The sequence below is a fragment of the Streptomyces sp. TN58 genome, assembly GCF_001941845.1.
Classification (GTDB): domain Bacteria; phylum Actinomycetota; class Actinomycetes; order Streptomycetales; family Streptomycetaceae; genus Streptomyces.
Window position 1 is genome coordinate 5,848,958 of the sequence record NZ_CP018870.1, and the last position, 24,947, is coordinate 5,873,904.

The following is a 24,947-nucleotide window of genomic DNA, read 5'->3' on the forward strand; positions in this document are numbered from 1 at the left end:
CGCTGCCCGCACTCAGAAGACCATCGATGTGACCTCCGTGGTCTCCGGCTGACCTCACACCTCACCTCGCGTACCGCCGTAGGGCGGGCGCATGCGGCCGGGGCCACCCTGTGAAGGGTTCCCCTTGTCTTTCTCCGCTTTCCCGCAGGCCTCGCTCTCGCCCGCCCTCGCCCCCCTGGGCTGGGACGACGCATGGGCGGCCGAGTTCACCCCGTACGCCGAGCAGGGCCTCCTGCCCGGCCGTGTCGTCCGCGTCGACCGCGGTCAGTGCGACGTACTGACCGCAGACGGCGTCGTCCGCGCCGACACCGCCTTCGTCACCCCCCACGACCCGCTGCGCGTCATCTGCACCGGGGACTGGGCCGCCGTCGAAGCGGCGGGCAACCCGCGGTACGTGAAGGCGTACCTGCCGCGCCGGACCGCCTTCGTACGCTCCACCTCCTCCCAGCGGTCCGAGGGGCAGATCCTCGCCGCGAACGTCGACCACGCGATCATCGCCGTATCCCTGGCCGTGGAGCTCGACCTGGGGCGCATCGAGCGCTTCCTGGCCCTGGCCTGGGAGTCGGGTGCGCAGCCGCTGGTCGTCCTCACCAAGGCGGACCTGGTCCCGGACCCGGTCACCCTCGGCCACCTCGTCCAGGACGTGGAGACCACCGCCCCGGGCGTGCAGGTCCTCACCGTGTCCTCCCACACCGGGGAGGGCACCGACGTCCTCGGCGCGATCGTCGCCGCCGGCACCAGCGTCCTGCTGGGCGTCTCCGGCGCGGGCAAGTCCACCCTGGCGAACGCACTGCTCGGCACGGACGCCATGGAGGTCCAGGCCACCCGTGACGTCGACGGCAAGGGCCGTCACACCACGACCACCCGCAACCTGCTCGTCCTGCCGGGTGGCGGCGTCCTCATCGACACCCCGGGGCTGCGCGGCGTCGGGCTCTTCGACGCGGAGGCGGGAGTCGGGCAGGTCTTCTCCGAGATCGAGGACTACGCCGCCCAGTGCCGCTTCCACGACTGCGCCCACGAGGCGGAGCCGGGCTGCGCGGTGCTCGCGGCCCTGGAATCGGGGGAGCTGCCCGAGCGGCGGCTGGAGAGCTACCGCAAGCTCCTGCGGGAGAACCAGCGGATCGTGGCGAAGACCGACGCCCGGCTGCGGTCGGAGATCCGCCGCGACTGGCGGCTGAAGTCGGCGGAGGGCCGGGCCAATTACTCCGCCAAGCGCGGCAACCGGATCTGACCCGGACGGGCGCTCCGCCGCCGGGGGGCCGGGCCGAGGCCCGGCCCCCCGGCGGCCCGTTCCCGCGCCCGCCGAAATCGGTGATCAAGCTGCCCGTTCCCTGTGTACTCTGAGCGGGCTTTCGAACCTGTTCAAGCACCTCAAAAGAAAATGGGGGGCCGGTGCGCAATCGCCGACTCATAGTTTCCGCTGCCGTCCTCGCGGCCGGCGTAGGCCTCGTACCCGCGACGGCCCAGGCCGACGGCGGCCCGGCCAAGCCCGACGCACACGGGGTCAGCGCCCCGGGCGCCGACCTCGGCAAGGCGGCAGCGTCCAACTTCACCACCTTCACGAGCGCCCCCGAGCGCACCGTCCGCCCCGCCGGCAAGGGCGGCGCCCAGGTGCAGGGGACGGCCGCCTCGGAGCCGACGGTCGGCCTGACCGCCAAGGGCACCAGCGCCCGCGGGATCAGCCTGGAGCTCGCCGTCAGCATCGACCCGGGCGCCCAGATCACGGCGTTCATCGAGTGGGGCGACGGCAGCTACGACGCGTTCGACACCTACGGTCCCGCCAACCAGACCGTGGCCCACTCCTACTCGGAGATCGGCGCCTACACCGTCAAGGTCACCCTGAAGGACGCCACGGGTGAGCGGGGCAGCAACTCGCTCGCCGTCGTCACGCCGGGTTCCGACTTCACGCCGTACAAGCCGACCCGCCTGCTGGACACGCGCTACGGCACGGGCGGGCCCGCGGCGAAGATACCCGCCTACGGCACCACGCGGGTGAAGATCTCCGGCAACGGCGACATCCCCACAGGGGTCACGGCCGTGGTCCTCAACGTCACGGTCACCAACACCACCAGCGGTGGCCACGTCACCGTGTGGCCCACGGGCAGCGAGCGTCCGATCACGTCGAACGTCAACTTCGCCAAGGGGCAGACCGTCCCGAACCTGGTGATCGTGCCCGTCGACAGGAACGGCTTCGTCGACCTGTACAACGGCGGCTGGGAGCCGGTCGACCTGATCGCCGACGTCACCGGCTACTTCACCCGGACCTCCTCCTCCGGTTACACCCCGGTCAACCCGTCGCGCTTCGTCGACACCCGCAACGGCACGGGCACCGCCCAGGGCCAGGTACGCGGACAGGCCACGTTCGGCGCCCGGTTCGCCGGCCGGGACGGCATCCCGGCGGACGCCACGGCGGTCGCGCTGAACGTGACGGTCACGAACCCGCGCGAGGCCGGCCACCTGACCGTGTACCCCAGCGGGGGCAGCGTCCCGATCACGTCCAACGTGAACTTCCGCGCCGGCCAGACGGTCGCCAACTCCGTGATCGTGCCGGTCGGCACGGACGGGTCGGTCAGCTTCCGCAACGGCGCCTGGAACGGCACCGACGTCATCGTCGACGTCGTCGGCTACTACCGGCCCGGCAGCCGGGGCGCCTACCTGCCCTTCGTCCCGGAGCGCCTGCTCGACACCCGTGACAGCTCGGACTGGGCGTGGGGTCCGCTGGGCGGCCAGGGATACATCTACATGCCGCTGTCCACCCAGCGCCCCGCCAACACGGCCTACGTGCTGAACACGACGGTCACCAACACCCGCGGCGAGGGCTACCTCACGGTCGCCCCGGACCCGAACTCGCTGAGCGCGTACGAGGGCGGCTGGGAGAGCTGGCCCACCCCGCCCAACTCCTCCAACCTGAACTGGAAGCGGTCCGAGACCGTCCCGAACCTGGTCCAGGCCGGGATGGGGAACCACGGCATCGTCGACTTCTGGAACCGGGGCTGGGACGACATCGACCTCGTGGTCGACATCTTCGGCGTCTACCAGACGAACTGACCCGCCGTCCGCTCCCGCGGGCCCGGCGGGATCACCCGGCCCGGTCGGGGAGCGGCGCGCCGCACCGGGGGCAGCCGCCGGTTCCGCGGCCGCGGCCGCGGTCCGGGTCGAGGCATCCGCATGCCTCGCAGACGAGGTGAAGCAGGCAGGCCGGCTCGCCGGCGTCCGCCGGCTCGGCGGGCGGCGGCATCGGCTCGGGCGGCGGCTTCGGTTCGGGCGTGTCCATGACGGCTCCCGGCGGGGCGGTGGCAACGGCTTGCCTCGGCGGCTTCGAGCGTAGTCCCCGCTCGTGGCGACCGTCTGCGCCCACCCCACCGCCGCCCTGCCCGGTGCCGGGCCGACCGCGGCCCGGCACCGGCCGGTGGTGTCAGACCCCGTCCGCGGTGCGCGGTGCGCGGCGCATGGCCCACAGGGTCGGCCCGCCTCCGGGGAGCCGCGCCTCCCCGAGCACGGTGAAGCCGAAGTGCTCGTAGAACGGCAGGTTGTCGGGCTTGGAGGACTCCAGGTAGACCGGCAGGCCCGCCGCGTCGGCCTTGGCCAGACCCGAGCGCAGCAGAGCCGCCCCGTGCCCCTGGCCGCGTGCGGCGGGGTCGGCGCCGAGCACCGCCAGGTACCAGTGCGGCTCGGTCGGGGCGTGCTTCACGGCCTCCGCGACGGCCTCGCGGAAGAGCCCGGCCCGGTCGCCGAGGATGCCCTCCAGCTCCTGGACGGTCTCGGCGTCGGGCGCGGCCTTCGCCTGCCCCTCGGGCGCCACCCAGAAGGAGGCCGCCGCGTCGGTGCGCTCGCACACGCCGTGGCGGACGTACTGCCGGGTGAACAGCGTGGTGAAGTAGCGGCTCAGCCCCGCCTCGCGGGAAGCGTCGTCGGGGAAGAACCAGCGCAGCATCGGGTCGTCGTCGAAGGCGGCGGCCAGGGTGCGGCTGACCATGCGGGCATCGTCGATCGTTGCCGTCTTCGGAGCGTTCGTTATGGGCATACGGGTCATTCTGCACCCTGGATGATCTTGACCGGCGGGCGGCCCCCTCGTGCGTGGCGCCTTGTCGGCGGCGGGGCCCTTGGGTCAGTCCGTGCACACCGCGCCCACCCACGCCCCCACCACCAGCAGGCACGCGAACAGTTCCACCAGCACGCTCGTGCCCACCGCCCGCATCACCGCACGCGTCGAGGCCCAGGCCTCGCCGTGCCCGCCCAGACGCAGCCGCTCACACAGGTAGACCCCGCCCACGAAGCCCGGAACCGCCCCCACCACCGGGACCAGGACGAAGCCGAGCAGCGCGCCCGCGCCCGCGAAGACCGCCGTGCGCGGGGTGACCGGGAGCCCGCGGGGCCGACGCGGCGGCAGCTGCCACTTCACCACCTGGACCACCAGCAGCAGAGCCGTCGCCGCGACCAGCAGCGACCACGCCAGCGCCGACCGCTCCTGCAGCGCCCACCACATCAGCCCCGCCCACACCAGCCAGGTCCCCGGCACGCCCGGAACCAGCACCCCGACCAGCCCGAGCAGGAGCACCAGGCCCACCAGCAGCAGCTGCGGCACGTCCACCCGCCCAGCGTGCCCGACCAGGGGCTACCGGGCCACCCAGCCACGTTCGTACGCGTGCCAGCCCAGCTGCAGCCGCGTCGTCACCCCGGACAGCTCCATCAGGCCCTTGACCCGCCGCTGCACCGTCCGCAGGCCGAGCTCCAGGTGCTTGGCGACGCTCGCGTCCGTCATCCCCGCCAGCAGCAGCGAGAGGATCTCCAGATCCGTGGCGTCGGGGACGCCCCCGGCCTCCTCCGCCGAACCGGCCGCGCCCAGCCGCAGCGGCAGCGACTCCCGCCACACCGCCTCGAACAGCCCCGCCAGCAGGTCCAGCAGCCCGGACGCGTGCACCACCAGCGCCGCCGGCTCCGCGCCGCGCGCCGTCAGCGGGACCATGGCGAGGGACCGGTCCGCGATCACCAGCTTCGCCGGGACCTCCGCCGTCACCCTGACCTGCTCGCCCCGGGCCAGCGCCGCCGACGCCTCCCGGATCCCGCGCGGCAGGGTCAGCGCCTCGCGCTCGATGACCACCCGGTGGTCCACCCCGCGCAGCGAGGCACGCTCCTCCGCCTCGTCGCCCCAACCCGTGACGGCCCCGTGGCGGGCGCCGACCAGCGCGCACACCTCCTTCTCCGCGCCCAGCCGCAGCTGGTGGAAGCGGCGCGCCACCGCGCTCGCGCCCTGCACCACCTCCAACAGGTCGTGCACCGCCGGCTCGACCGCCTCGGCCCGGTACGCCCGCGTCAGCAGCTCCGCCGCCAGCTCCGCCCGCTCCAGCTCGTGCCGCTGCCGGGTCAGCAGGGCCCCGAGGGCCACCCCCGGCGGCGCCGCCACCCAGCGGCCCGGCCGCGCCGAGGACTGCGCAGCCAGCCCGTGCCGCTCCAGATGGCGCAGGGCCCGTTCGGTCTGCGCCACCGGCAGGGTCAGCCGGTGCGCGAGGTCGGGGACCTCGGCCGCGCCCAGCGCCACCAGCGCGCGGTACGCGGACTCCTGGCCCTCGTCCAGCCCTATGGCACCCAGCACCCGTCCACCCCTTTCCGACACCACGCCCGGCGGGAAGCCGCCACGGCGCGAACCCGCGCCGACATCATCGCCGTACCCCCCGCCCCTCTGCCAAGGTCACACCCCCGCACCATCAACATCCGCAGGCGGAAAGGCACTTACGCGCCGGCTTGTCGTGCAATGCAGTGGTTGGGTGCCAATTCGACCGGGGCGAGCGATGCGGCCGGTATCGCGCACGACGATGGCCACAGCGCCAGGGACGCGCAGGTACGCGGCCCCTGCCGGACGGCAAGAAGGCGGTCGCGCGGGCGTACGGCGTCCGCTGATCCGTACGGGCAGGACGCGAAGGGTCCACAAGGCCGCCGCCCTGTGGACCCTTTTCGGGTATTCGGCGTTTTCGGCCCCCACCGGAGGCGGAGAATGAGGGCATGAGTCAGCAGGGCGCGGACGACTGGTGGCAGAAGCTCTACGAGGACCCGGACGCGGGGCCGGCACCCGACCCGGGGGACACCCTCGACAACCGGTTCCGGTCGGCGGCGGGCGTGACGGCGGACCCCGCCGAGACGCCGCCCCCCGTGCCGCAAGAGCCGGTAGGGGAAGCCGAGTTCAGGCCGGGGCCCGTGCCCTGGCCGGGGCCCGGATTCGGGCCGGGGCGCGGGCCGCTGCCTGCCCCGCGCCCGGAACTCGACGGCGAGCTGCCCGCACGCCGTCCGCTGCCCGGCGCCGTCCGCCCGGAGCCCCCGCAGCCCGCTGCGGCGGGGCCGGTGCCCGCGCCGCGCCCGGCTCCCGACGGCAGGCCCGCGGGCCCGCCCGCGCAGGCGCCGCCCCTGCCGGCCTCCGCTGACACCGCGCCGCCCCGGCAGGCCCCGCCGCCCCCGGCCAAGGCGCCGGCCGGGCCGCCCCGGCCGCCGGCCCCGGCAGCCCGCCCGGCACCCGGCGAGCCCGCTGCCGAACGGCAGGCCCCGCTGCCGGCGCCCGCCGAAGCGCCCACCGCTGACGGGGCTCAGTCCGGCGCCGGGTACACCCCGCCGCCCCCGGCCCCTGCCGCGCCGATCGGCGAGCGGTACGTACCGCCACCGCCCCCGGCGCCGCCCTGGCACGGAGCCCAGCCACGCGATCCGCGCACCGGCGGCGCCACCGGCTACGCCCTCGGCGGCGTCGACGTGCCGCCCGCGACCGGTCCGGAGCTGCCCGTCCGGCGCCCCCCGACGGCGCGCCCGGAAACCCGCACCGACGAGGCCCGGCAGCCCGCATCCGCACCCGCCCCCGCACCCGTATCCCCGCCCGCACCCGCACCCGCGCCGGCGCGTCCGCCCGTGAGCCCGCCCGCCCCGGAGGCCGCCGCGCCCCGGCAGCGGCCAGAAGTGCGGTACCTCGGCGACCGCGCGCCCACCTACGCCCCCGAACCGGGCGCGCTCCCGCCCGCGGACCCGGCCGCCCTCGACGGCCTGGTCCCCGACACCGTCCTGGAGGGAGCCCGCTACGGCGGCCACACCCTCCGCGCCGCCTCCCTGCGCGGCGACTCCGCCCGCTACCGCGGCGAGGCCCGCCGGGACTTCCTGCTCACCGCCCGCTTCAGCAGCGGCGACGACGCCCTGGTCCTGGTGGCCCTCGCCGGCGGGGACCGGGCGGCGCCCGGCGCCGCCGAGGCCGCAGCGGACCTGTGCCGCACGGTCGCGGCGGCGGTCGGCCGCAGCCAGGAACGGCTGGCCGACGACATCCGGGCCGGGCGCCGCGACGCCCTGCGCTCGGGCCTGCAGCGGCTCACCGACCGCGGCTACGGACGCCTGCGGGCCCGGGCGGCCGAGCTGGGGCTCGCGGAGGAGCAGTACACGGCGGGGCTGCGCGGACTGCTGCTCCCGGTGGACCCCGAATGCCGTACCCGGGTGTGCTTCGGCGCCGGCGCCGGCGGACTCTTCCGGCTCCGCTCGGGTCAATGGCAGGACCTGGAGCCGACCGGTCCCGCCGCCCCGCCCGCGTCCGCGCAGCCCCCCGCCCCCGGAGACGGCGACGTAGACGGGGGCGGGGACCGGGACGGGGTCGGAGGCCGGCCCGACGAGGCGCCCGGTGAGTCCGGCAGCCCCTTCCGCTTCCGGGCCGCCGTGGCCAGGCCCGGAGACACCCTGCTGCTGTGCTCCGGCGGGCTGGCCGAGCCGATGCGGGAGGAGGCCGCGCTCCAGGCTGAGCTCGCCGCCCGCTGGGGCGAGCCGGAGCCGCCCGGCCTCGCCGCGTTCCTCGCCGACATCCAGCTCCGCCTCAAGGGCTACGCCGACGACCGCACGGCTGCCGCAGTCTGGGAGGCGTAACCGGCGCGGGCATGGCTGGATGGGAGGCATGGCCAAGCAGAACATCGCGGAACAGTTCGTCGACATCCTCGTACGCGCCGGCGTGCGCCGTGTGTACGGGGTGGTCGGCGACAGCCTCAACCCCGTGGTGGACGCGATCCGCCGCACCGACGGCATCGAGTGGATCCAGGTCCGCCACGAGGAGACGGCCGCCTTCGCGGCGGGCGCCGAGGCCCAGCTCACCGGCCGCCTCGCCGCCTGCGCCGGATCCTGCGGCCCGGGGAACCTGCACCTGATCAACGGGCTGTACGACGCCCACCGCTCGATGGCACCGGTCCTCGCCCTGGCCTCGCACATCCCCTCCGGCGAGATCGGACTCGGCTACTTCCAGGAGACCCACCCCGACCAGCTCTTCCGCGAGTGCAGCCACTACAGCGAGCTGATCTCCAACCCGCAGCAGATGCCCCGGCTGCTCCAGACGGCCGTGCAGCACGCCATCGGCCGCAGCGGCGTCAGCGTGGTCGCGCTGCCCGGTGACATCGCCGACCAGCCCGCCCCCGAGAAGGCGGTGGAGCACGCCCTCGTCACCGCCCGGCCCACTGTGCGCCCCGGCGACGGCGAGATCGAGAAACTGGTCCGCCTCGTCGACGAGGCCGACCGGGTCACGCTCTTCTGCGGCAGCGGCACGGCCGGGGCGCACGCCGAGGTGATGGAGTTCGCCGGCCGGGTCAAGGCCCCCGTCGGGCACGCCCTGCGCGGCAAGGAGTGGATCCAGTACGACAACCCCTACGACGTCGGCATGAGCGGGCTGCTCGGCTACGGCGCGGCCTACGAGGCCACCCACGAGTGCGACCTGCTGATCCTGCTCGGAACGGACTTCCCGTACAACGCCTTCCTGCCCGACGACGTGAAGATCGTCCAGGTGGACATCCGCCCCGAACACCTGGGACGGCGCTCCCAGCTGGACCTCGCCGTGTGGGGAGACGTGCGCGAGACCCTGCGCGCCCTGAACGCGCGGGTGCGGACCAAGACGGACCGGCGCTTCCTCGACCGGATGCTGAAGAAGCACGCCGACGCCCTGGAGGGGGTGGTCAGGGCCTACACCCGCAAGGTCGAGAAGCACACGCCCATCCATCCCGAGTACGTGGCTTCGATCCTCGACGAACTCGCGGACGAGGACGCGGTGTTCACCGTCGACACGGGCATGTGCAACGTGTGGGCGGCGCGCTATCTTTCCCCGAACGGCAAGCGGCGCATCATCGGGTCCTTCAGCCACGGCTCGATGGCCAACGCCCTCCCGCAGGCCATCGGCGCACAGTTCACCGACCGCGGCCGTCAAGTGGTGTCGATGTCGGGTGACGGCGGCTTCTCCATGCTGATGGGAGATTTCCTCACCCTGGTGCAGTACGACCTGCCCGTCAAAGTGGTGCTCTTCAACAACTCCTCGCTCGGCATGGTCGAGTTGGAGATGCTGGTTTCCGGCCTCCCCTCCCACGGGACGGAGAACAAGAACCCGGACTTCGCGGCGATCGCCCGCGCGGCGGGTGCCTTCGGGGTGCGCGTGGAGAAGCCCAAGCAGCTCAGCGGCGCTTTGAAGGATGCCTTCCGGCATCGCGGACCCGCTCTGGTGGACGTGGTGACCGACCCCAACGCCCTGTCGATCCCACCGCGGATCAGCGCCGACATGGTGACCGGATTCGCACTGTCCGCCAGCAAGATCGTGCTCGACGGCGGAGTGGGGCGGATGATCCAGATGGCTCGTTCCAACCTCCGCAACGTGCCCCGCCCCTGAGCCGCAGGAGTGCCGATCCGCCCGAAGGGCATGCATCCCCGTAGGCCTGTTCGAGAGCGACGGACACGGGAGGGACACCGCCGTGCGGGTGGGGGCGAAGACGGGGAAGCCGTGGAGGAGAGGGGCGCCGGTACCGCGCGAACCGTCCACGGCCGGAAACGCGGAAGCGGCGGACACACTGCGCATCAGCCGGAGCGTGCGCCGCGCCGACCTGAAGGCGGTGGGCGAGGTCCGACGGGCCCTCAGGGAACTGATGCGCCACCGGTGCCGGACCGAGGCCGCCGACGTGGCCGAACTGCTGATCACGGAAATCGTCACGAACGCCCTCGTCCACACCGACCGGGGCGCCGAGGTCTCAGCGAGCCTCACCGCCGCACGGTTACGCGTGGAGGTACGCGACCACGCCGCACGCCGACCCCGGCCGTACGTACCGACCGCCGACGACGGTACGCACGGCCGGGGACTGGCGCTGGTGGAGGCGCTGGCCGACGACTGGGGCGTGGACGCCCTCGCCCTGGGCGGCGGCAAGGTGGTGTGGTTCGAACTCGACGGCTGCCTCGACGCCCCGTACGCCGCAGGGCCCGCCTGAACGGGCGGGCCCTGCGGGGTGTCTCCCGGAGATCCGGAGCGGTCAGCCGAACTGCTGCTCCAGGTCCTTGAGTTTGCGTTCCAGCGAGTCCAGTCGGGGAAGGGTCTGGGTGTCGTCCTCGGCGGTGAGGTCCACCGTCCGGGTGCCGGTCACCTCAAAGGAGTCGGTGGGGTTGACGGCCTGCAGGGAGGGCCGGCGGCGTAGTGGCAGCTGTCCCGGTTCCGGTATGGCCGGCTCCGCGCCGACCGGCGCGGAGCCCGCTCCCTGCGTCAGCTCCGGAAGCTCGACCTGGCGGCCGCGGGACCGCCCGAACGCCCGGTTCTGCCGGCCCAGCGCCTTGATGCGCGCCCGGTCGAGCCGGTTCTGGTCGCGCCTGCGGTGCCGGTCCTGCTCCCGCTCCTTGCGGTCCTCGCGCACCTCGTCCACGGCCTCGTCGAGGGTGCGCACCCCCTCCAGCAGCATGAGGGACCACGCGCCGAAGGTCTCCCGGGGGGCCCGCAGCCAGCGGACCATCCGGATCTGCGGCAACGGCCGCGGGATCAGGCCCTGTTCGCGCAGCGCCGCCCGGCGGGTCTGTTTGAGCGCCCGGTCGAACAGGACGGCCGCCGAGAGCGACATCCCCGCGAAGAACTGCGGGGCGCCGTCGTGGCCCAGACCGCGCGGAGCGTGCACCCAGTTGAACCAGGCGGCCGCCCCGGCGAACAGCCAGACCAGCATGCGCGATCCGAGGGCCGCGTCACCGTGGCTGGCCTCGCGGACGGCGAGCACCGAGCAGAACATGGCGGCGCCGTCGAGGCCGAAGGGCACCAGGTACTCCCAGCCCCCGGAGAGGCTGAGGTTCTGCCGGCCGAAGCCGACCAGCCCGTGGAAGGAGAGCGCGGCGGCCACCGCCGCGCAGCAGAAGAGCAGGACGTACGAAGCGGTCCCGTAGACGGCCTCCTTGCGGCGCCGCCGCTCCTCGCTGCGCTCCCAGCTGTCGTCGGCCGCGGCCTTCTCGCTCTCGCGCTTGCCCCGTGCCAGTACCGCAACCGCCGCAAGTACGCCCAGGATCAGCAGACTGCCGGGCAGCAGCCAGTCCAGCGATATGTCGGTCAGTCTCATGCGGATGTCCCTTGCCTCGCGTATGCGGCTGTGCGGCTTTCCGGGCGCCATAGTGGCGCAGGCGGTGCACGGTGCACGCGGGTTTCGGGGCAAGTGGACGCCATCGGGGGGCGGGGCCCGCCGGATAGGGTGTTGTATCTCGAACTGGCGCCCGTGCGGACGGGGTTGTGTTCGAATGCCGCCACCTCTGCGGGTGGGTTGGACTCCGCCGACCGGACCAGTGCCGGGCCGGCGCGCTCGCCGGGCGGGGTCAGGCGGCTTCCGCCGTCAGGCGGGTGATGCGGTCCGCGTCGCAGGTGCGGGGGCAGGTGACACAGGTGTCCTCCGGCCGGATCGTGTAGAAGAAGCAGCAGCTGGCCCGGTCGCGGGTGGGCAGCTCCCGCCCGCCGGGGCCGGAGAGGGTGCGGAATCCGGCGCCGCCGGTGTACGGGGCCGTCGAGCCGGGCAGCAGTGCCTCCAGCTCGGCCATCGTCCGCCGCTCCTCGCCGAGCAGGTGGCCGACGTACCAGAGGCTTTCGACGACCTCGTCGGTCACCATGCCCCACAGGGCGCGGCGACCGCGCCGCATGCGCGAGCCGAAACCTTTCAGCACAGGTTCGAGGTGCTGGGCCACCGCGGACCGCACCTCTTCGCGCAGGGCCTCCTCGTGCGGCACGACCCGGGCTCCCGGCAGGGCGGCCGCCGGGTCGTCCGGCAGGCAGGCGAAGCTCTCGACGCGTACGGCCATCCGGCCGAGGGTCCGGTGGAAGGCGACCTCGGCGACGGGGAGGCGGGGGACCCGCCGGTGGAGGAACCACGGGAGCGTGATCAGCAGGCAGGCCGGCCACGCGTACCGGTGCAGCCCGAAGCTCGCGATCACATCGGGCCGCGCCTGGGTCCCGTAGTCCCTCAGGACCTGGGCGTCGTCCCAGGCGAGGAAGGCGTCCAGCTCGGCCCCGCCGGCCGCCAGCTCGTCCGCGCCGACCCACCCCGCACCGCGAGGGGAGGGTTCGTGCGCGGCCAGCTCGACGACCCGCAGTCCGCCGTACGCCTCCGCCAGCCGGGCGTACGCGTCCGCCACCGCGGAGCCGGGCGGGGCAGGGGCGACAGCCGGGAGGGCCGAGACGGTCATGGCGGGCCACCGATCACGCGATCGTTAACAGGTAAGCCTTACCTTACCTGATGCTGGGTGGCTCCGTATCCACCCCTCCCGCGGCGCGTCACCTATTCTCGGAGCAGGTCAGGACCCGGAGGAGGAGGACCGAGTGCACGAAACGGCCCACGCCCGGGTACCGGCACAGAAGCGGAAGGTATTGCGCCATTCGGTGCGCGGGCAGGTCCTCGACGCGCTGCGCGCCGCCCTCGTCGACGGCGAGCTCGTACCGGGCGAGATCTACTCCGGCCCGGCCCTGGGCGAGCGCTTCGGGGTCTCCGCCACTCCCGTGCGCGAGGCGATGCAGCAGCTGGCCGCCGAGGGGGCGGTGGAATGCCTGCCGAACCGGGGCTTCCGCGTCCTGTCGCGCAGCGCGCGGGACCATGCCGAGCTGGCGGAGGTCCGGGCGCTGCTGGAGGTGCCCGTCATGCTGCGGCTGGCCCGGACGGTGCCGGAAGCCGACTGGCAGGCCCTGCGCCCGGCGGCCGCCGCCACCGCCGCGGCGGCCGCGGCGGGTGACCTGCCGGGGTACGCGGAGGCGGACCGGGCCTTCCACCGGGCGGTGCTGCGGCTGGCCGGCAACGACCAGCTGGTGGCGGTGGCGGAGGAACTCCACCGCCGGGCCCAGTGGCCACTGCCGGGTGCTCCGCGGGTTCGGCGGGCGGATCTCGTCGCCGATGCGGCCGAGCACTCGGCGCTGCTGGATGCGCTGGTCGCGCGGGACCTGCCGGTGGTCGAAGCGCTGGTCCGCGAACACTTCGCCGGCTCCGGGGGCTGACCCCTCCGGGGCCGGGGGAACGGGCTCCGCCCGGGCCCGGTCCTCAAGCGCCGGACGGGCTGAGGTGCCGGGGCTCCGCCCCGAGGGCCCCGCGCCTCAAGCGCCGGCGGGGCTGGGTTGGCCGGGCCGGTGCGCCAGGGGGCTGCGGGGCTGGGATTGCCGGGCTGGGGTTCAGGCTTCGGGGCTCCGCCCCGGACCCCGCGCCTCAAGCGCCGGCGGGGCTGGGTTGGCCCGGCCGGTGCGCCAGGGGGCTGCGGGGCCGGGTTGGCCGGGCCGGTGCGCCAGGGGGCTGCGGGGCTGGGATTGCCGGGCTGGGGTTCAGGCTTCGGGGCTCCGCCCCGGGGGCCCCGCGCCTCAAACGCCGGCCGGGCCGGGTTGGCGGGCTCCGCGTCTCACGCGCCGGTGGGGGTCGGGGTGGGGTGGAGTTGGTCCGCCAGCCAGGTCGGGATGCCGCCCAGGAGGTGGAACAGGCGGCGGGCCTCCGCGCGGAGGCGGGCGGCTTCCGGTTCCGGCTCGGCTTCGGCCAAGGCCGCCAGTGCCGGGGCCGTCCCGATCAGGAAGCCCAGGTCCTCCCGGATCCGCAGCGACTCCGCGAAGCCCTTGCGGGCCTCGGCGACCTCGCCGTCCCGCAGGGCCAGCGCCGCCAGGTGCCGCCAGGTGAAGGACAGCAGCAGGGTGTCGCCGTGCGCCTCGGCCCCCGCGTGGGCGCGGTGGTACGCCGGCCGCGCCGACTGCGGGGCGTCCGCCAGGTGCTCGGCGACCAGGCCGCGCCGGAAGTCCAGCAGCGGGCGGGTCCGGGAGCCCGGTGACAGCAGGGCCGCGGCCCGGCCGAGCGCGGAACGGGCCTCGTCGGCCCGGTCGCGTACGCCGAGCACGGTCGCGGCGTAGGCCAGGTGGCCCCGCTCGCACGCCGCCGCGCCCCGGTCGTCGTCGTCCTGGGCGACCGCCTCGGCGACCCGCAGCGCGTCCTCGGCCTCGGCCCACCCCTGGCCGGTGAACAGGCACCGCTCGACCAGCAGCGCGGTCCGCTGCACCGCGGCGGCCGCCTGCCCGGCCCTGCCGACGTGAGGCGTCAGCAGCGCCGCCGCGTCGGTCCAACAGCCGCGCGAGCGCAGCCGCCATATCGCCCGCTGGAGGGGGTCGTCTCCCCCGGTGGTCCCGGCACCCGACATGGCGGTATCCGCCACATTGCCCTCCCCGAAGCAGTCAAGCAGCACATGGTTGAGCCCTGGGGCGAAATGAGAGCACGGATCGGCGGCTCCGGCCAAGGGGTCGGGTGAACTCTTTCACAAAGTCCGGACGGATCATCAGTGCCGCCGGACACCCGCGGCCGGCGCCGGAGGAAGATCTCCTCAGCTCATGCGCAGTGCCAGGAAGAAGTCGAGCTTGTCCTCCAGCCGGGAGAGGTCACGCCCCGTCAACTGCTCGATTCGCCCGACCCGGTAGCGCAGCGTGTTGACGTGCAGGTGCAACCGGGTCGCGCAGCGGGTCCAGGAGCCGTCGCAGTCCAGGAAGGCCTCCAGGGTCGGGATCAGCTCCGCCCGGTGGCGCCGGTCGTAGTCCCGCAGCGGGTCGAGCAGCCGGGCGGTGAAGGCACGGCGCACGTCGTCCGGGACGAAGGGCAGCAGCAGGACGTGCGAGGCGAGCTCGTGGTGGCCCGCCGCGCAGACCCGGCCCGGGCGGGCCGCCGCGACCCGGCGGGCGTGCCGGGCCTCCTCCAGCGCCCCGCGCAGACCCTCGGCGGAGTGCACGGCCGCGCTGACGCCCAGCGTGAGCCGGCCGTCCTCGGCCAGGCCGGCCGCCAGGGGTTCGCGTACGACGGCGAGCAGCTCGTCGGCGTGCAGCGCCGAGTCCGGGCCCTTGTCCTCGCCGGCGTCGCCGGAGAGGGAGGGCAGCGGCACCAGCGCGATGGCCTCGTCACCCGTATGGGCCACCGCGATCCGGTCGGACGGCTCCGGACCCGAGACCGACGGGTCGACGAGGATCTCCTCCAGCAGGGACTGGGCCACCGGCCCGCCGGGGATGTCCCCGTTGTCCCAGTCCACCCGGGCCACGACGACCTGCCAGTGCGGGGCGGCGCCCAGCCCGGGCAGCAGCACGGGGGCAGCCACCCGCAGGCGGGCGGCGATCTCGGCGGGCGCGGCACCCGTCTGGACCAGCTCCAGGACCTCCTGTGCGAGGCGCCTGCGCACCGTACGGGCGGCGTCCCGGCGGTCGCGCTCCACGGCGATCAGCTGGGTGACGCCCTGGAGCAGGTCCAGGCGCTCGGCCGGCCAGTCGCCGGCGTCCGCCTCGACGGCCAGCAGCCAGTCGGACAGCACGGTCTCGCGCACGTCGCGGACACCCGCGCCGGCCGCGCCGCGCCCGTGTCCCCTGATCGGGAAGAGCGAGTAGGTAATACCCTGGATGGAGATCCGGTGCGGCCCTCTGCGGCCCGTCCGGACCGCCGCCAGGTGCTCGCCCGCCAGCGCCGCACAGATGCCCGGCGACAAAGGCTCGCCCGCTCCGGCGATCTGCCGGCCGGTGGGGGACAGCACCCAGGCCCGGAGGTCGAGGTCGGTGGTGAGGAGATCCAGCACCACGTCGGGGCCGCCCCCTGCCGGGCCCGACGTCATCAGACGGCGATGCCGGTCCACGACGGCCGCCAGGTCCCCGGCGCGCTCGCCCGAGACCTGCCGCACGACGTACTCGGTGATCGTGGCGAATGCAACGTCCTCGTTCACGGCGAACAGCGGCAGGCGGTTGCGGACACAGGCCGACACGAGGTCGTCGGGGATGGCACCCAGCTCCGCCTCGCCCGCGGCGAGCCCCGCGACGCCGGCGCTCGCGAGGATTCGTACGAACGGCTCGGAGTCGGCTGAATTTCGCCTCCATGCCAGGCCGGTGAGGACGAGTTCGCCCCCGGACAGGTACCGGCTGGGATCACGCAGGTCGGTCGTCATGACCCCGCGGACCGTACGGTCGAGTTCGTCCTCGCCGCCGAGCAGCCGCAGCCCCAGCGCCTCGGTCTCCAGCAGTGCGCGCAGCCGCATGATGTCGCCGCCGATCTGTCTCGAATGTTGCCGTTGGAAATCGGGCAGGTCGTCGCATCCTGCCTTTCATACGAATCTACAAGACGAGGGAGGCCGTCAGCCAACTCCTTCATGGTTTCGGTGACTGCACCCGAGGGACGGGCGGCTTGTGTACTGAGTCCACACCGCGTTAACAGCACGTGAACGACCAGTCGAGGGCCCTTTGGCCTCCTGGCTTGAAGTGAACGACACGATGAAGAAGAAGAGAGCCACACATGGACTTCCTTCGCCCCGCCAGCTGGGAGGAGGCGCTCGCCGCTAAGGCCGAGTTCCCCACAGCTGTGCCGATTGCGGGTGGCACCGACATCATGGTCGAGATCAACTTCGACCACCGCCGTCCGGAGTACCTCCTTGACCTCAACCGCATCGAGCTGCTGCGGGAGTGGGAGGTAGGCGAGGAGGTCACCAAGCTCGGCGCCTCCGTCCCGTACACCCAGATCATGGAGAACCTGCGCACCACGCTGCCGGGTCTCGCGCTCGCCTCGCACACGGTCGCGTCCCCGCAGATCCGCAACCGCGGCGGTGTCGGCGGCAACCTCGGCTGCGCCTCGCCCGCCGGTGACTCCCACCCCGCCCTGCTGGCCGCCGGCTGCGAGGTTGAGGTCGAGTCCGTACGGGGCTCGCGCATGATCCCGATCGACGAGTTCTACACCGGCGTGAAGCGCAACGCGCTGGCCGCCGACGAGCTGATCAAGTCGGTCCACATCAAGAACGCCACGGGCCCGCAGCAGTACTCGAAGGTCGGCACCCGCAACGCGATGGTCATCGCGGTGTGCGGCTTCGGCCTCGCGCTGCACCCCGACACCCGCACCGTGCGTACGGGCATCGGCTCGGCCGCCCCGACCCCGGTCCGGGCCAAGGCCGCCGAGGAGTTCCTGAACGCCGCGCTCGAAGAGGGCGGCTTCTGGGACAACGGCAAGGTCATCACCCCGTCGATCGCCAAGCAGTTCGGTGAGCTCGCCTCCGCCGCCTGCAACCCGATCGACGACGTCCGTGGCACGGCGAAATACCGCCGTCACGCGGTTGGCATCCTCGCTCGCCGCCAGCTCGTCTGGACCTGGGAGCAGTACCGCGGCAGCAACGGCCGCTCGCTTGAAGGGGCTGCGTAATCATGCGCGTCAATTTCACCGTCAACGGTCGTCCGCAGGAAGCCGACGACGTCTGGGAGGGCGAGTCCCTCCTCTACGTGCTGCGTGAGCGGCTGGGCCTGCCCGGCTCGAAGAACGCCTGCGAGCAGGGCGAGTGCGGCTCCTGCACCGTCCGCCTCGACGGCGTGCCGGTCTGCTCCTGTCTGGTGGCCGCCGGCCAGGTCGAGGGCCGCGACGTCGTGACCGTCGAGGGCCTGGCCGACTTCGCCAAGCAGCGCGCGGAGCACGGCCACGGCTGCGGCACCGGCGCGTGCGGCGGCGGCAAGGGCGTGTCCACGGACGAGGCCAAGCAGTGGTCCGCCAAGGGCACCGACTCGCAGACCGGTGAGGGCGTAGAGCTCTCCGACATCCAGCAGGCGTTCATCGACGCCGGCGCGGTCCAGTGCGGTTTCTGCACCCCGGGTCTGCTCGTGCAGGCCGACGCGCTCCTGGAGCAGAACTCCGACCCGTCCGACCAGGACATCCGTGAGGCCCTGTCCGGCAACCTCTGCCGCTGCACGGGCTACGAGAAGATCCTCGACGCGGTCCGCCTCGCGGCCGCCCGTCAGGGAGAGGCTGTCTGATCATGGCCAACACCCGCACCGTGCCTTCCGGTACGCCGACGAACGTCACCCAGAAGCACAACAAGGGCGGCATCGGCGAGTCCACGCTCCGCCCGGACGGCACCCTCAAGGTCACCGGTGAGTTCGCGTACTCCTCCGACATGTGGCACGAGGACATGCTCTGGGGCCAGACCCTGCGGTCCACCGTCGCCCACGCCGAGATCGTCTCCATCGACATCTCCGAGGCGCTGGCCATGCCGGGCGTCTACTCGGTCCTCACCTACGACGACCTGCCGGCCGAGATGAAGAACTACGGCCTGGAGATCCAGGACACCCCGGTGCTCGCCAACGGCCGGGTACGCCACCACGGTGAGCCGGTGGCCCTGGTGGCCGCCGACCACCCGGAGACCGCCCGCCGCGCGGCCGCCAAGATCAAGATCGACTACCGGGAGCTGCCGCTCGTCACGGACGAGGCCTCCGCCCTCGCCGCCGACGCGCCGCTGATCCACGAGGGCCGCGACGACCACCACTCCGGTCACGTCCCGCACCCCAACATCGTGCACCGCCAGCCGATCATCCGCGGCAACGTGGAGGAGGCCCGCAAGCGCGCCGACGTGATCGTCGAGGGCGAGTACACCTTCGGCATGCAGGACCAGGCCTTCCTCGGCCCGGAGTCCGGTCTCGCCGTGCCGTCCGAGGACGGCGGGGTCGACCTCTACGTCGCCACCCAGTGGCTGCACTCGGACCTCAAGCAGATCGCCCCCGTCCTCGGCCTGCCCGAGGAGAAGGTCCGCATGACGCTCTCCGGCGTCGGCGGTGCCTTCGGCGGCCGCGAGGACATCTCCATGCAGATCCACGCCTGCCTGCTGGCCCTCGCGACCAACAAGCCGGTCAAGATCGTCTACAACCGCTTCGAGTCCTTCTTCGGCCACGTGCACCGCCACCCGGCGAAGCTCTGGTACGAGCACGGCGCCACCAAGGACGGCAAGATCACGCACATGAAGTGCAGGATCGTGCTCGACGGCGGCGCCTACGCCTCGGCCTCCCCGGCCGTCGTCGGCAACGCCTCCTCCCTCTCCGTCGGCCCGTACGTCATCGACGACGTCGACATCGAGGCGATCGCGCTCTACACGAACAACCCGCCCTGCGGCGCGATGCGCGGCTTCGGCGCCGTCCAGGCCTGCTTCGCCTACGAGGCCCAGATGGACAAGCTCGCGGCGAAGCTGGGCATGGACCCGGTCGAGTTCCGCCAGCTCAACGCCATGGAGATGGGCACGATCATGCCCACCGGCCAGGTCGTGGACTCCCCGGCGCCCGTCGCCGAGCTGCTGCGCCGGGTCAAGGCCCGCCCGCTGCCGCCGGAGCGCCAGTGGGAGACCGCCGGCGAGGGCGCGGACGTCCGCGCGCTGCCGGGCGGCCTGTCGAACACCACCCACGGCGAGGGCGTCGTCCGCGGCGTCGGCTACGCGGTCGGCATCAAGAACGTCGGCTTCTCCGAGGGCTTCGACGACTACTCCACCGCCCGCGTGCGCCTGGAGGTCATCAACGGCGAGCCGGTCGCGATGGTCCACACGGCCATGGCGGAGGTCGGCCAGGGCGGTGTCACCGTCCACGCGCAGATCGCCCGTACAGAGCTGGGCGTCACGCAGGTCACCATCCACCCGGCCGACACGCAGGTCGGCTCCGCCGGTTCGACGTCCGCCTCGCGGCAGACGTACATGACCGGTGGCGCCGTGAAGAACACCTGTGAGGCCGTGCGCGAGGCGCTGCTGGAGATGGGCCGCCGCAAGAACGGCTCCTACCACCCGGCCTGGGCCCACGCCGAGCTCCTCCTGGAGGGCGGCAAGGTCGTCACCGACGGCGGCGAGGTCCTCGCGGACATCGCCGACATCCTGGAGGACGAGGCGATCGACCTCGAACTCGAATTCCGCCACCGCCCGACGGTCGCCTTCGACCTGAAGACCGGCCAGGGCGACGGCCACGTCCAGTACACCTTCGCCGCGCACCGCGCGGTCGTCGAGGTGGACACCGAGCTCGGCCTGGTCAAGGTCGTCGAGCTGGCGACCGCCCAGGACGTGGGCAAGGCCCTCAACATGCTCTCCGTGGTCGGCCAGATCCAGGGTGGTACCACCCAGGGTCTCGGCGTGGCGGTCATGGAGGAGATCATCGTGGACCCGAAGACCGCGAAGGTGCGCAACCCCTCCTTCACGGACTACCTGATCCCGACCATCCTCGACACCCCGACCATCCCGGTCGACGTCCTGGAGCTCGCCGACCCGAACGCGCCGTACGGCCTTCGCGGTCTGGGCGAGGCCCCGACCCTGTCGTCCACCCCGGCCGTCCTCGCGGCGATCCGGCAGGCGACCGGGCTGGAGCTCAACAAGACCCCGATCCGTCCGGAAGCCCTTACCGGGACCCTCTAGGACGGACCCGGTCCGGGGGCCGCGCGCCCCCGGACCCCCTCGGACTCTCCGGGCGGTGTGGCACGGGAACGTCACACTTCACCGCCGCACCGCCCGGAGTACACGAAGCACCGCACCGCTCGCGGTCACCTTCGGACGGCAGTACCCCTGCGAAAACCCCCATGTAGTACAAGCGGTCACCCCGCACTACCCGCAGTACACGCAGTGCACCTTCGCGTCGCCTCGGGCCGTCACCCCGGGTCGTGCAGCCAAACGCAGCATCCCAAATCCCGCAATCTCCAATCCCCAAGCGGGTGCCCCTTTGAACCTTGGGAGTTAGGCACCATGACCCAGTCGTCTGTGGAGCCCAAGACCACCGCGGAAGAAGCCGGCGACGGCTCTCTGAACCCCGCCGGCAGGTCCTGGCTCGACCGCTACTTTCACATAACCCACAGAGGATCCAACGTCGGCAACGAGGTTCGTGGCGGTATCACGACCTTCATGGCCATGGCGTACATCCTCCTGCTCAACCCCCTGCTCCTGTCGGGCAAGGACGTCGCCGGAACCGTCATGGACGGCTCGGCGATCATCACCGCGACGGCCTTCGCCGCCGCCGTGACCACGCTCCTCATGGGCTTCGTCGGCAAGGTCCCGCTGGCGCTCGCCGCCGGACTCTCCGTGTCCGGTGTGCTCGCCTCGCAGGTGGCCCCCCAGATGACCTGGCCGCAGGCCATGGGCATGTGCGTGGTCTACGGCGTCGTGATCTGTCTCCTGGTCGTCACCGGCCTCCGCGAGATGATCATGAACGCGATCCCCCTCGCGCTCAAGCACGCCATCACCATGGGCATCGGCCTCTTCGTCGCCCTGATCGGCTTCGTGAAGGCGGGCTTCGTCGGCAACGGCGGGGAGTTCATGCCCCCCGTCCAGCTCGGCGCGACCGGTGAGCTGTCCGGCTGGCCCGTCCTGCTCTTCGCCGTCACCCTGGTCGCCATCTTCATGCTCCAGGCCCGCAAGGTGCCCGGCGCGATCCTGATCGGCATCGTGGGCGGCACCGTCCTGGCCGCGATCCTCAACGCCATCGTGGACATCGACCCCAAGGCCTGGAAGAACGGCCCGCCGGAGCTGGACGGCTCCGCGGTCTCGATGCCGAACTTCTCGCTCTTCGGCGACGTCTCCTTCGGCGGCTGGGGCGACGTCGGCTACATGACGGTCGGCATGATCGTCTTCACCCTGGTGCTCGCCGGCTTCTTCGACGCGATGGCCACCATCATCGGCGTCGGCACCGAGGCCAAGCTGGCCGACGACAAGGGCCGGATGCCGGGCCTGTCCAAGGCCCTGTTCATCGACGGCGCCGGCGGCGCGATCGGCGGCGTCAGCGGCGGCTCCGGCCAGACCGTCTTCGTCGAGTCCGCCACGGGCGTCGGCGAGGGTGCCCGCACGGGTCTCGCCTCCGTCGTCACCGGCCTGTTCTTCGCCGCCTGCCTCTTCTTCACCCCGATCACGCAGATCGTCCCGGGTGAGGTCGCCTCCGCGGCCCTGGTCGTCATCGGCGCGATGATGATGCAGAACGCCCGCCACGTGGACTGGGCGGACACCTCCACCTCGATCCCCGTCTTCCTGACGGTCGTGATCATGCCGTTCACCTACTCGATCACCGCAGGTGTCGCCGCGGGTGTCATCTCCTACGTCGCCATCAAGGTCGCCCAGGGCAAGGCCCGGGAGATCGGCGGCTTCATGTGGGCGCTGACGGGGATCTTCCTGGTCTTCTTCGCGCTCCACCCGATCGAGGGCTGGCTCGGGGTCGGCTGACCCTGACAGCCGCAGTACCGGCAGTGCCGTGCACCCCCGGGGGCGCGGTCACCCGTAGTAACACCCGCACCCTCCGCGTATCCCATACTGGAAACCGAATCCTCCGAGGAGGCCGCACATGCTGGACATCGCCGAAGAGCTGAACCGGTGGGTCGAGCAGGGACGTGACTTCGCCGTCACCACGGTCGTGGCGGTGGGCGGCAGCGCGCCCCGGCAGCCCGGGGCCGCCCTCGCCGTCGACAGCGAGGGCACGGCCATCGGCTCGGTTTCCGGTGGATGCGTGGAGGGTGCGGTGTACGAGCTGTGCCGTCAGGCGCTGGAGGACGGCGAGACCGTCAGCGAGCGCTTCGGCTACAGCGACGACGATGCCTTCGCCGTAGGCCTGACCTGCGGCGGGATCATCGACATCCTCGTCACCCCGGTTCCCGCCGGCTCTCCCGCACGAGCGGTCTTCGAGGCCGCCCTGGCCGCCGCCGCCCGCGGTGAGGCCGCCGCGCTGGCCCGGATCGCCGAGGGGCCGGCCGAGCTGATGGGCCGCGCCGTGCTCGTCCGTACGGAGGGCCCCTACGAGGGCGGGCTCGGCGGACACCCCGAGCTGGACCGGACCGTCGCCGAAGAGGCCCGCGCCATGCTGGACGCCGGCCGGACCGGCGTACTGGAGATCGGAGCCGACGGCCGGCTCTGCGGAGAGCCGCTGAAGGTGCTCGTCGAGTCCAGCGTCCCGCCGCCGCGGATGATCGTCTTCGGCGCCATCGACTTCGCGTCCGCGCTCGTACGGATCGGCAAGTTCCTCGGCTACCGGGTGACCGTCTGCGACGCCCGGCCCGTCTTCGCGACGCGCAACCGCTTCCCCGAGGCAGACGAGATCGTCGTGGACTGGCCGCACCGCTACCTGGAGGCGCAGTCCTCGGAGGGCTCGGTGGACGGCCGGACCGTCCTGTGCGTGCTCACCCACGACGCCAAGTTCGACGTCCCGCTCCTGGAACTGGCCCTCAGACTGCCCGTCGCCTACGTCGGCGCCATGGGCTCCCGCCGCACCCACGAGGACCGCAACAGGCGGCTGCGCGACGTCGGCGTCACCGAGATCGAGCTGGCCCGGCTGCGCTCCCCGATCGGCCTGGACCTCGGGGCCCGTTCCCCCGAGGAGACGGCGCTGTCCATCGCCGCCGAGATCGTCGCGAACCGCCGCGGCGGCAGCGGCGCCGCCCTCACGGGCGCGCACATCCCCATCCACCCGGACGTCGCGAACACGGTGATCGACAGGATCGGCTCCGTCGCTTGAAGGAGTGACGGCGGAAGGTGAGAAAAGGGCGCACCCCGTGGGGGTTGCGCCCTTTCGGCGTTCCCCATATTTTACCCGCCGGTAATCGGAGGGTCCCCTCTCCGTCCTTTCCACACAACGGAGTTGAGCGGATGTTGCGTACCGTGCGAACCCTCGGCGTACTGGCGGCGGCCACCCTCCTGACCGCCTTCACACCCGCCCCGGCCTCCTCCGACGCCCCTGCCGCCCCGGCCGGCGGCCTGCGGGAGGTGCTCTTCGTGGGGAACAACTGGGACGGGACGGCAGACGTACTCGCCTCCACCGGCGACCTCGCCAAGGTCGGCCGGATCGACGTGATCCCCGACAAGGCGGAGCGGCTGCGCGAAATCTACCTCAACCCCGTCAAGCTCGCCTTCTTCCTCGGCATCCGCGAGAGCGCCGGCGAGGGACACGACCAGTTCGCCGACGACATGTTCACCACGCCGGACGGTTCGGCGGTCGTCGTGTCCCGCCCCAGCTTCGCCGACGTCGTCTCCATAGACCTGGCGTCGGGGCGCATCAACTGGCGCTTCCCGGTCTCCGGTTTCCGCTCCGACCACATGGCGGTCTCCCCGGACGGGACCCGCATCGCCGTCTCGGCCTCCACATCCAACACCGTGCACGTCCTGGACATCACCACCGGGCGGCAGACCGGCTCCTTCCGTACCGGCGACAAGCCGCACGAGAACACCTTCACCCGCGACGGCCGCTACCTGTGGAACAGCTCCATCGGCGAGGTGAACACGGCCCTCGACGCCCCCTGGCTCGACTGGACGAAGGGCGACCGGAAGATCACCGTGGTCGACGCGCAGACCTTCCGCACGGTCCGGGTGATCGACATGCGGGAGCGGCTGGACGCCTTCGGCCGCAAGGACCTCTCCGACTCCGTGCGCCCCGTGTCCTTCAGCCCCGACGAGTCCAAGCTCTACTTCCAGGTGTCGTTCTTCGGCGGCTTCCTGGAGTACGACGTGGCCTCGGACCGGATCACCCGCCTCAAGGACCTCCCCGCCAATCCCGCCACCAGCACCGACCGCACCGCCTGGGTCAACGACTCCCGGCACCACGGGATGTCGATGAGCCCCGACGGGACGAAGCTCTGCATCGCGGGCACCATGGACGACTACGCCACGGTCGTGGACCGCGCCACCCTCGCCGAGGGACCGCTCGTTCCCGCTTCCAAGCCCTACTGGGCCACGGTCAGCGGTGACGGGACGGCCTGCGTGATCTCCGAGAGCGGCACCGACCAGGTGACGGCCATCGACTTCGCCACCGGCGCCAAGCGGGTGTCCGTACCCGTCGGGGACCACCCCCAGCGCGTTCGGATCGGCCATGTCCCGGCAGCCTGGACCGGTCCGGCCGGCCGGTAGCCCGGTGCCCGGCCGGCCGAGAGCCAGGCCGGCCGAGAGCCAGGCCGGTCGGCGCTTTC

Annotated in this window: 20 protein-coding genes; 12 read left to right on the forward strand and 8 right to left on the reverse strand. The window is 72.8% G+C overall.

Annotated features, from left to right (window positions below; translation table 11 throughout):
• Positions 1–91 precede the first annotated feature (91 nt).
• Complete coding sequence (gene rsgA, locus BSL84_RS26535) at positions 92–1,231, forward strand: ribosome small subunit-dependent GTPase A (protein WP_045323859.1); 1,140 nt, start codon at positions 92–94, stop codon at positions 1,229–1,231.
• A 161-nt stretch (positions 1,232–1,392) separates the two neighbouring features.
• Entirely contained in the window at positions 1,393–3,048 is a 1,656-nt protein-coding gene (locus BSL84_RS26540) for a hypothetical protein (protein WP_045323858.1), read from the forward strand.
• Positions 3,049–3,079: 31 nt separating this feature from the next.
• Here the strand turns inward: BSL84_RS26540 and BSL84_RS26545 are convergent, their stop codons facing one another.
• From BSL84_RS26545 to BSL84_RS26560, 4 genes are all read right to left on the reverse strand, one after another.
• Complete coding sequence (locus BSL84_RS26545) at positions 3,080–3,274, reverse strand: hypothetical protein (protein ID WP_045323857.1); 195 nt, start codon at positions 3,272–3,274, stop codon at positions 3,080–3,082.
• A 141-nt stretch (positions 3,275–3,415) separates the two neighbouring features.
• A complete protein-coding gene (locus tag BSL84_RS26550; protein WP_030034053.1) occupies positions 3,416–4,033 on the reverse strand; it encodes a GNAT family N-acetyltransferase in 618 nt (205 codons plus the stop codon).
• Positions 4,034–4,108: 75 nt separating this feature from the next.
• A complete protein-coding gene (locus BSL84_RS26555; protein WP_075971283.1) occupies positions 4,109–4,591 on the reverse strand; it encodes a DUF456 domain-containing protein in 483 nt (160 codons plus the stop codon).
• A gap of 24 nt (positions 4,592–4,615) precedes the next feature.
• On the reverse strand, positions 4,616–5,593 hold the full coding sequence (locus BSL84_RS26560; RefSeq protein WP_075971284.1) for a helix-turn-helix domain-containing protein: 978 nt from the start codon (positions 5,591–5,593) through the stop codon (positions 4,616–4,618).
• A gap of 407 nt (positions 5,594–6,000) precedes the next feature.
• Here BSL84_RS26560 and BSL84_RS26565 point away from each other — a divergent pair, with 407 nt between their 5' ends.
• From BSL84_RS26565 to BSL84_RS26575, 3 genes are all read left to right on the forward strand, one after another.
• A complete protein-coding gene (locus BSL84_RS26565; RefSeq protein ID WP_075971285.1) occupies positions 6,001–7,878 on the forward strand; it encodes a protein phosphatase 2C domain-containing protein in 1,878 nt (625 codons plus the stop codon).
• Positions 7,879–7,906: 28 nt separating this feature from the next.
• Positions 7,907–9,649: a pyruvate dehydrogenase gene (locus BSL84_RS26570; RefSeq protein ID WP_075971286.1), complete on the forward strand. Its 1,743-nt coding sequence runs from the start codon at positions 7,907–7,909 to the stop codon at positions 9,647–9,649.
• 253 nt (positions 9,650–9,902) lie between these two features.
• Positions 9,903–10,238, forward strand: coding sequence for an ATP-binding protein (locus tag BSL84_RS26575; protein ID WP_376499679.1), 336 nt, complete (start codon positions 9,903–9,905; stop codon positions 10,236–10,238).
• A 42-nt stretch (positions 10,239–10,280) separates the two neighbouring features.
• Here the strand turns inward: BSL84_RS26575 and BSL84_RS26580 are convergent, their stop codons facing one another.
• Both BSL84_RS26580 and BSL84_RS26585 read right to left on the reverse strand, forming a co-directional pair.
• Positions 10,281–11,339: a DUF2637 domain-containing protein gene (locus tag BSL84_RS26580; RefSeq protein ID WP_030029985.1), complete on the reverse strand. Its 1,059-nt coding sequence runs from the start codon at positions 11,337–11,339 to the stop codon at positions 10,281–10,283.
• A 250-nt stretch (positions 11,340–11,589) separates the two neighbouring features.
• The gene (locus BSL84_RS26585) at positions 11,590–12,450 is read right to left on the reverse strand and encodes a (2Fe-2S)-binding protein (protein WP_045323851.1); all 861 of its coding nucleotides are present in this window, start codon (positions 12,448–12,450) and stop codon (positions 11,590–11,592) included.
• Between the two features lie 133 nt (positions 12,451–12,583).
• Between BSL84_RS26585 and BSL84_RS26590 the strand changes: the two genes are divergently transcribed.
• The gene (locus tag BSL84_RS26590) at positions 12,584–13,249 is read left to right on the forward strand and encodes a GntR family transcriptional regulator (protein ID WP_045323850.1); all 666 of its coding nucleotides are present in this window, start codon (positions 12,584–12,586) and stop codon (positions 13,247–13,249) included.
• 392 nt (positions 13,250–13,641) lie between these two features.
• On the opposite strand, the gene BSL84_RS26595 is transcribed toward BSL84_RS26590, so the two are convergent.
• Together BSL84_RS26595 and BSL84_RS26600 are read right to left on the reverse strand one after the other, a co-directional pair.
• Positions 13,642–14,436: a hypothetical protein gene (locus BSL84_RS26595; protein ID WP_045324068.1), complete on the reverse strand. Its 795-nt coding sequence runs from the start codon at positions 14,434–14,436 to the stop codon at positions 13,642–13,644.
• 165 nt (positions 14,437–14,601) lie between these two features.
• On the reverse strand, positions 14,602–16,281 hold the full coding sequence (locus BSL84_RS26600) for a PucR family transcriptional regulator (protein ID WP_045324069.1): 1,680 nt from the start codon (positions 16,279–16,281) through the stop codon (positions 14,602–14,604).
• Positions 16,282–16,535: 254 nt separating this feature from the next.
• Here BSL84_RS26600 and BSL84_RS26605 point away from each other — a divergent pair, with 254 nt between their 5' ends.
• The 6 genes from BSL84_RS26605 to BSL84_RS26630 all read left to right on the forward strand — a co-directional run bounded on the left by BSL84_RS26605 (position 16,536) and on the right by BSL84_RS26630 (position 24,888).
• Positions 16,536–17,429, forward strand: a complete 894-nt coding sequence (locus BSL84_RS26605) for an FAD binding domain-containing protein (RefSeq protein ID WP_030027480.1) — start codon at positions 16,536–16,538, stop codon at positions 17,427–17,429.
• A 2-nt stretch (positions 17,430–17,431) separates the two neighbouring features.
• Positions 17,432–18,031: a (2Fe-2S)-binding protein gene (locus BSL84_RS26610; RefSeq protein WP_030027482.1), complete on the forward strand. Its 600-nt coding sequence runs from the start codon at positions 17,432–17,434 to the stop codon at positions 18,029–18,031.
• A gap of 2 nt (positions 18,032–18,033) precedes the next feature.
• Positions 18,034–20,433 carry a xanthine dehydrogenase subunit D gene (gene pucD / locus BSL84_RS26615; RefSeq protein WP_030027483.1) on the forward strand — a complete coding sequence of 800 codons (2,400 nt, stop codon included), beginning with the start codon at positions 18,034–18,036 and terminating at the stop codon, positions 20,431–20,433.
• A gap of 324 nt (positions 20,434–20,757) precedes the next feature.
• Positions 20,758–22,221, forward strand: a complete 1,464-nt coding sequence (locus tag BSL84_RS26620) for an NCS2 family permease (protein ID WP_030027484.1) — start codon at positions 20,758–20,760, stop codon at positions 22,219–22,221.
• 118 nt (positions 22,222–22,339) lie between these two features.
• On the forward strand, positions 22,340–23,503 hold the full coding sequence (locus BSL84_RS26625; RefSeq protein WP_075971287.1) for an XdhC family protein: 1,164 nt from the start codon (positions 22,340–22,342) through the stop codon (positions 23,501–23,503).
• 131 nt (positions 23,504–23,634) lie between these two features.
• On the forward strand, positions 23,635–24,888 hold the full coding sequence (locus BSL84_RS26630) for a YncE family protein (RefSeq protein ID WP_075971288.1): 1,254 nt from the start codon (positions 23,635–23,637) through the stop codon (positions 24,886–24,888).
• Positions 24,889–24,947: the final 59 nt, after the last annotated feature.

What these genes read in the sequence shown, in the direction of transcription:
- BSL84_RS26600 (WP_045324069.1), bottom strand. Translation starts at nt 16,281, where the DNA reads ATGCGGCTGCGCGCACTGCTGGAGACCGAGGCGCTGGGGCTGCGGCTG.
- pucD (WP_030027483.1), top strand. Translation starts at nt 18,034, where the DNA reads ATGGCCAACACCCGCACCGTGCCTTCCGGTACGCCGACGAACGTCACC.
- BSL84_RS26610 (WP_030027482.1), top strand. Translation starts at nt 17,432, where the DNA reads ATGCGCGTCAATTTCACCGTCAACGGTCGTCCGCAGGAAGCCGACGAC.
- BSL84_RS26605 (WP_030027480.1), top strand. Translation starts at nt 16,536, where the DNA reads ATGGACTTCCTTCGCCCCGCCAGCTGGGAGGAGGCGCTCGCCGCTAAG.
- BSL84_RS26580 (WP_030029985.1), bottom strand. Translation starts at nt 11,339, where the DNA reads ATGAGACTGACCGACATATCGCTGGACTGGCTGCTGCCCGGCAGTCTG.
- BSL84_RS26550 (WP_030034053.1), bottom strand. Translation starts at nt 4,033, where the DNA reads ATGACCCGTATGCCCATAACGAACGCTCCGAAGACGGCAACGATCGAC.
- BSL84_RS26625 (WP_075971287.1), top strand. Translation starts at nt 22,340, where the DNA reads ATGCTGGACATCGCCGAAGAGCTGAACCGGTGGGTCGAGCAGGGACGT.
- BSL84_RS26570 (WP_075971286.1), top strand. Translation starts at nt 7,907, where the DNA reads ATGGCCAAGCAGAACATCGCGGAACAGTTCGTCGACATCCTCGTACGC.
- rsgA (WP_045323859.1), top strand. Translation starts at nt 92, where the DNA reads ATGCGGCCGGGGCCACCCTGTGAAGGGTTCCCCTTGTCTTTCTCCGCT.
- BSL84_RS26630 (WP_075971288.1), top strand. Translation starts at nt 23,635, where the DNA reads ATGTTGCGTACCGTGCGAACCCTCGGCGTACTGGCGGCGGCCACCCTC.
- BSL84_RS26620 (WP_030027484.1), top strand. Translation starts at nt 20,758, where the DNA reads ATGACCCAGTCGTCTGTGGAGCCCAAGACCACCGCGGAAGAAGCCGGC.
- BSL84_RS26565 (WP_075971285.1), top strand. Translation starts at nt 6,001, where the DNA reads ATGAGTCAGCAGGGCGCGGACGACTGGTGGCAGAAGCTCTACGAGGAC.
- BSL84_RS26545 (WP_045323857.1), bottom strand. Translation starts at nt 3,274, where the DNA reads ATGGACACGCCCGAACCGAAGCCGCCGCCCGAGCCGATGCCGCCGCCC.
- BSL84_RS26585 (WP_045323851.1), bottom strand. Translation starts at nt 12,450, where the DNA reads ATGACCGTCTCGGCCCTCCCGGCTGTCGCCCCTGCCCCGCCCGGCTCC.
- BSL84_RS26575 (WP_376499679.1), top strand. Translation starts at nt 9,903, where the DNA reads ATGCGCCACCGGTGCCGGACCGAGGCCGCCGACGTGGCCGAACTGCTG.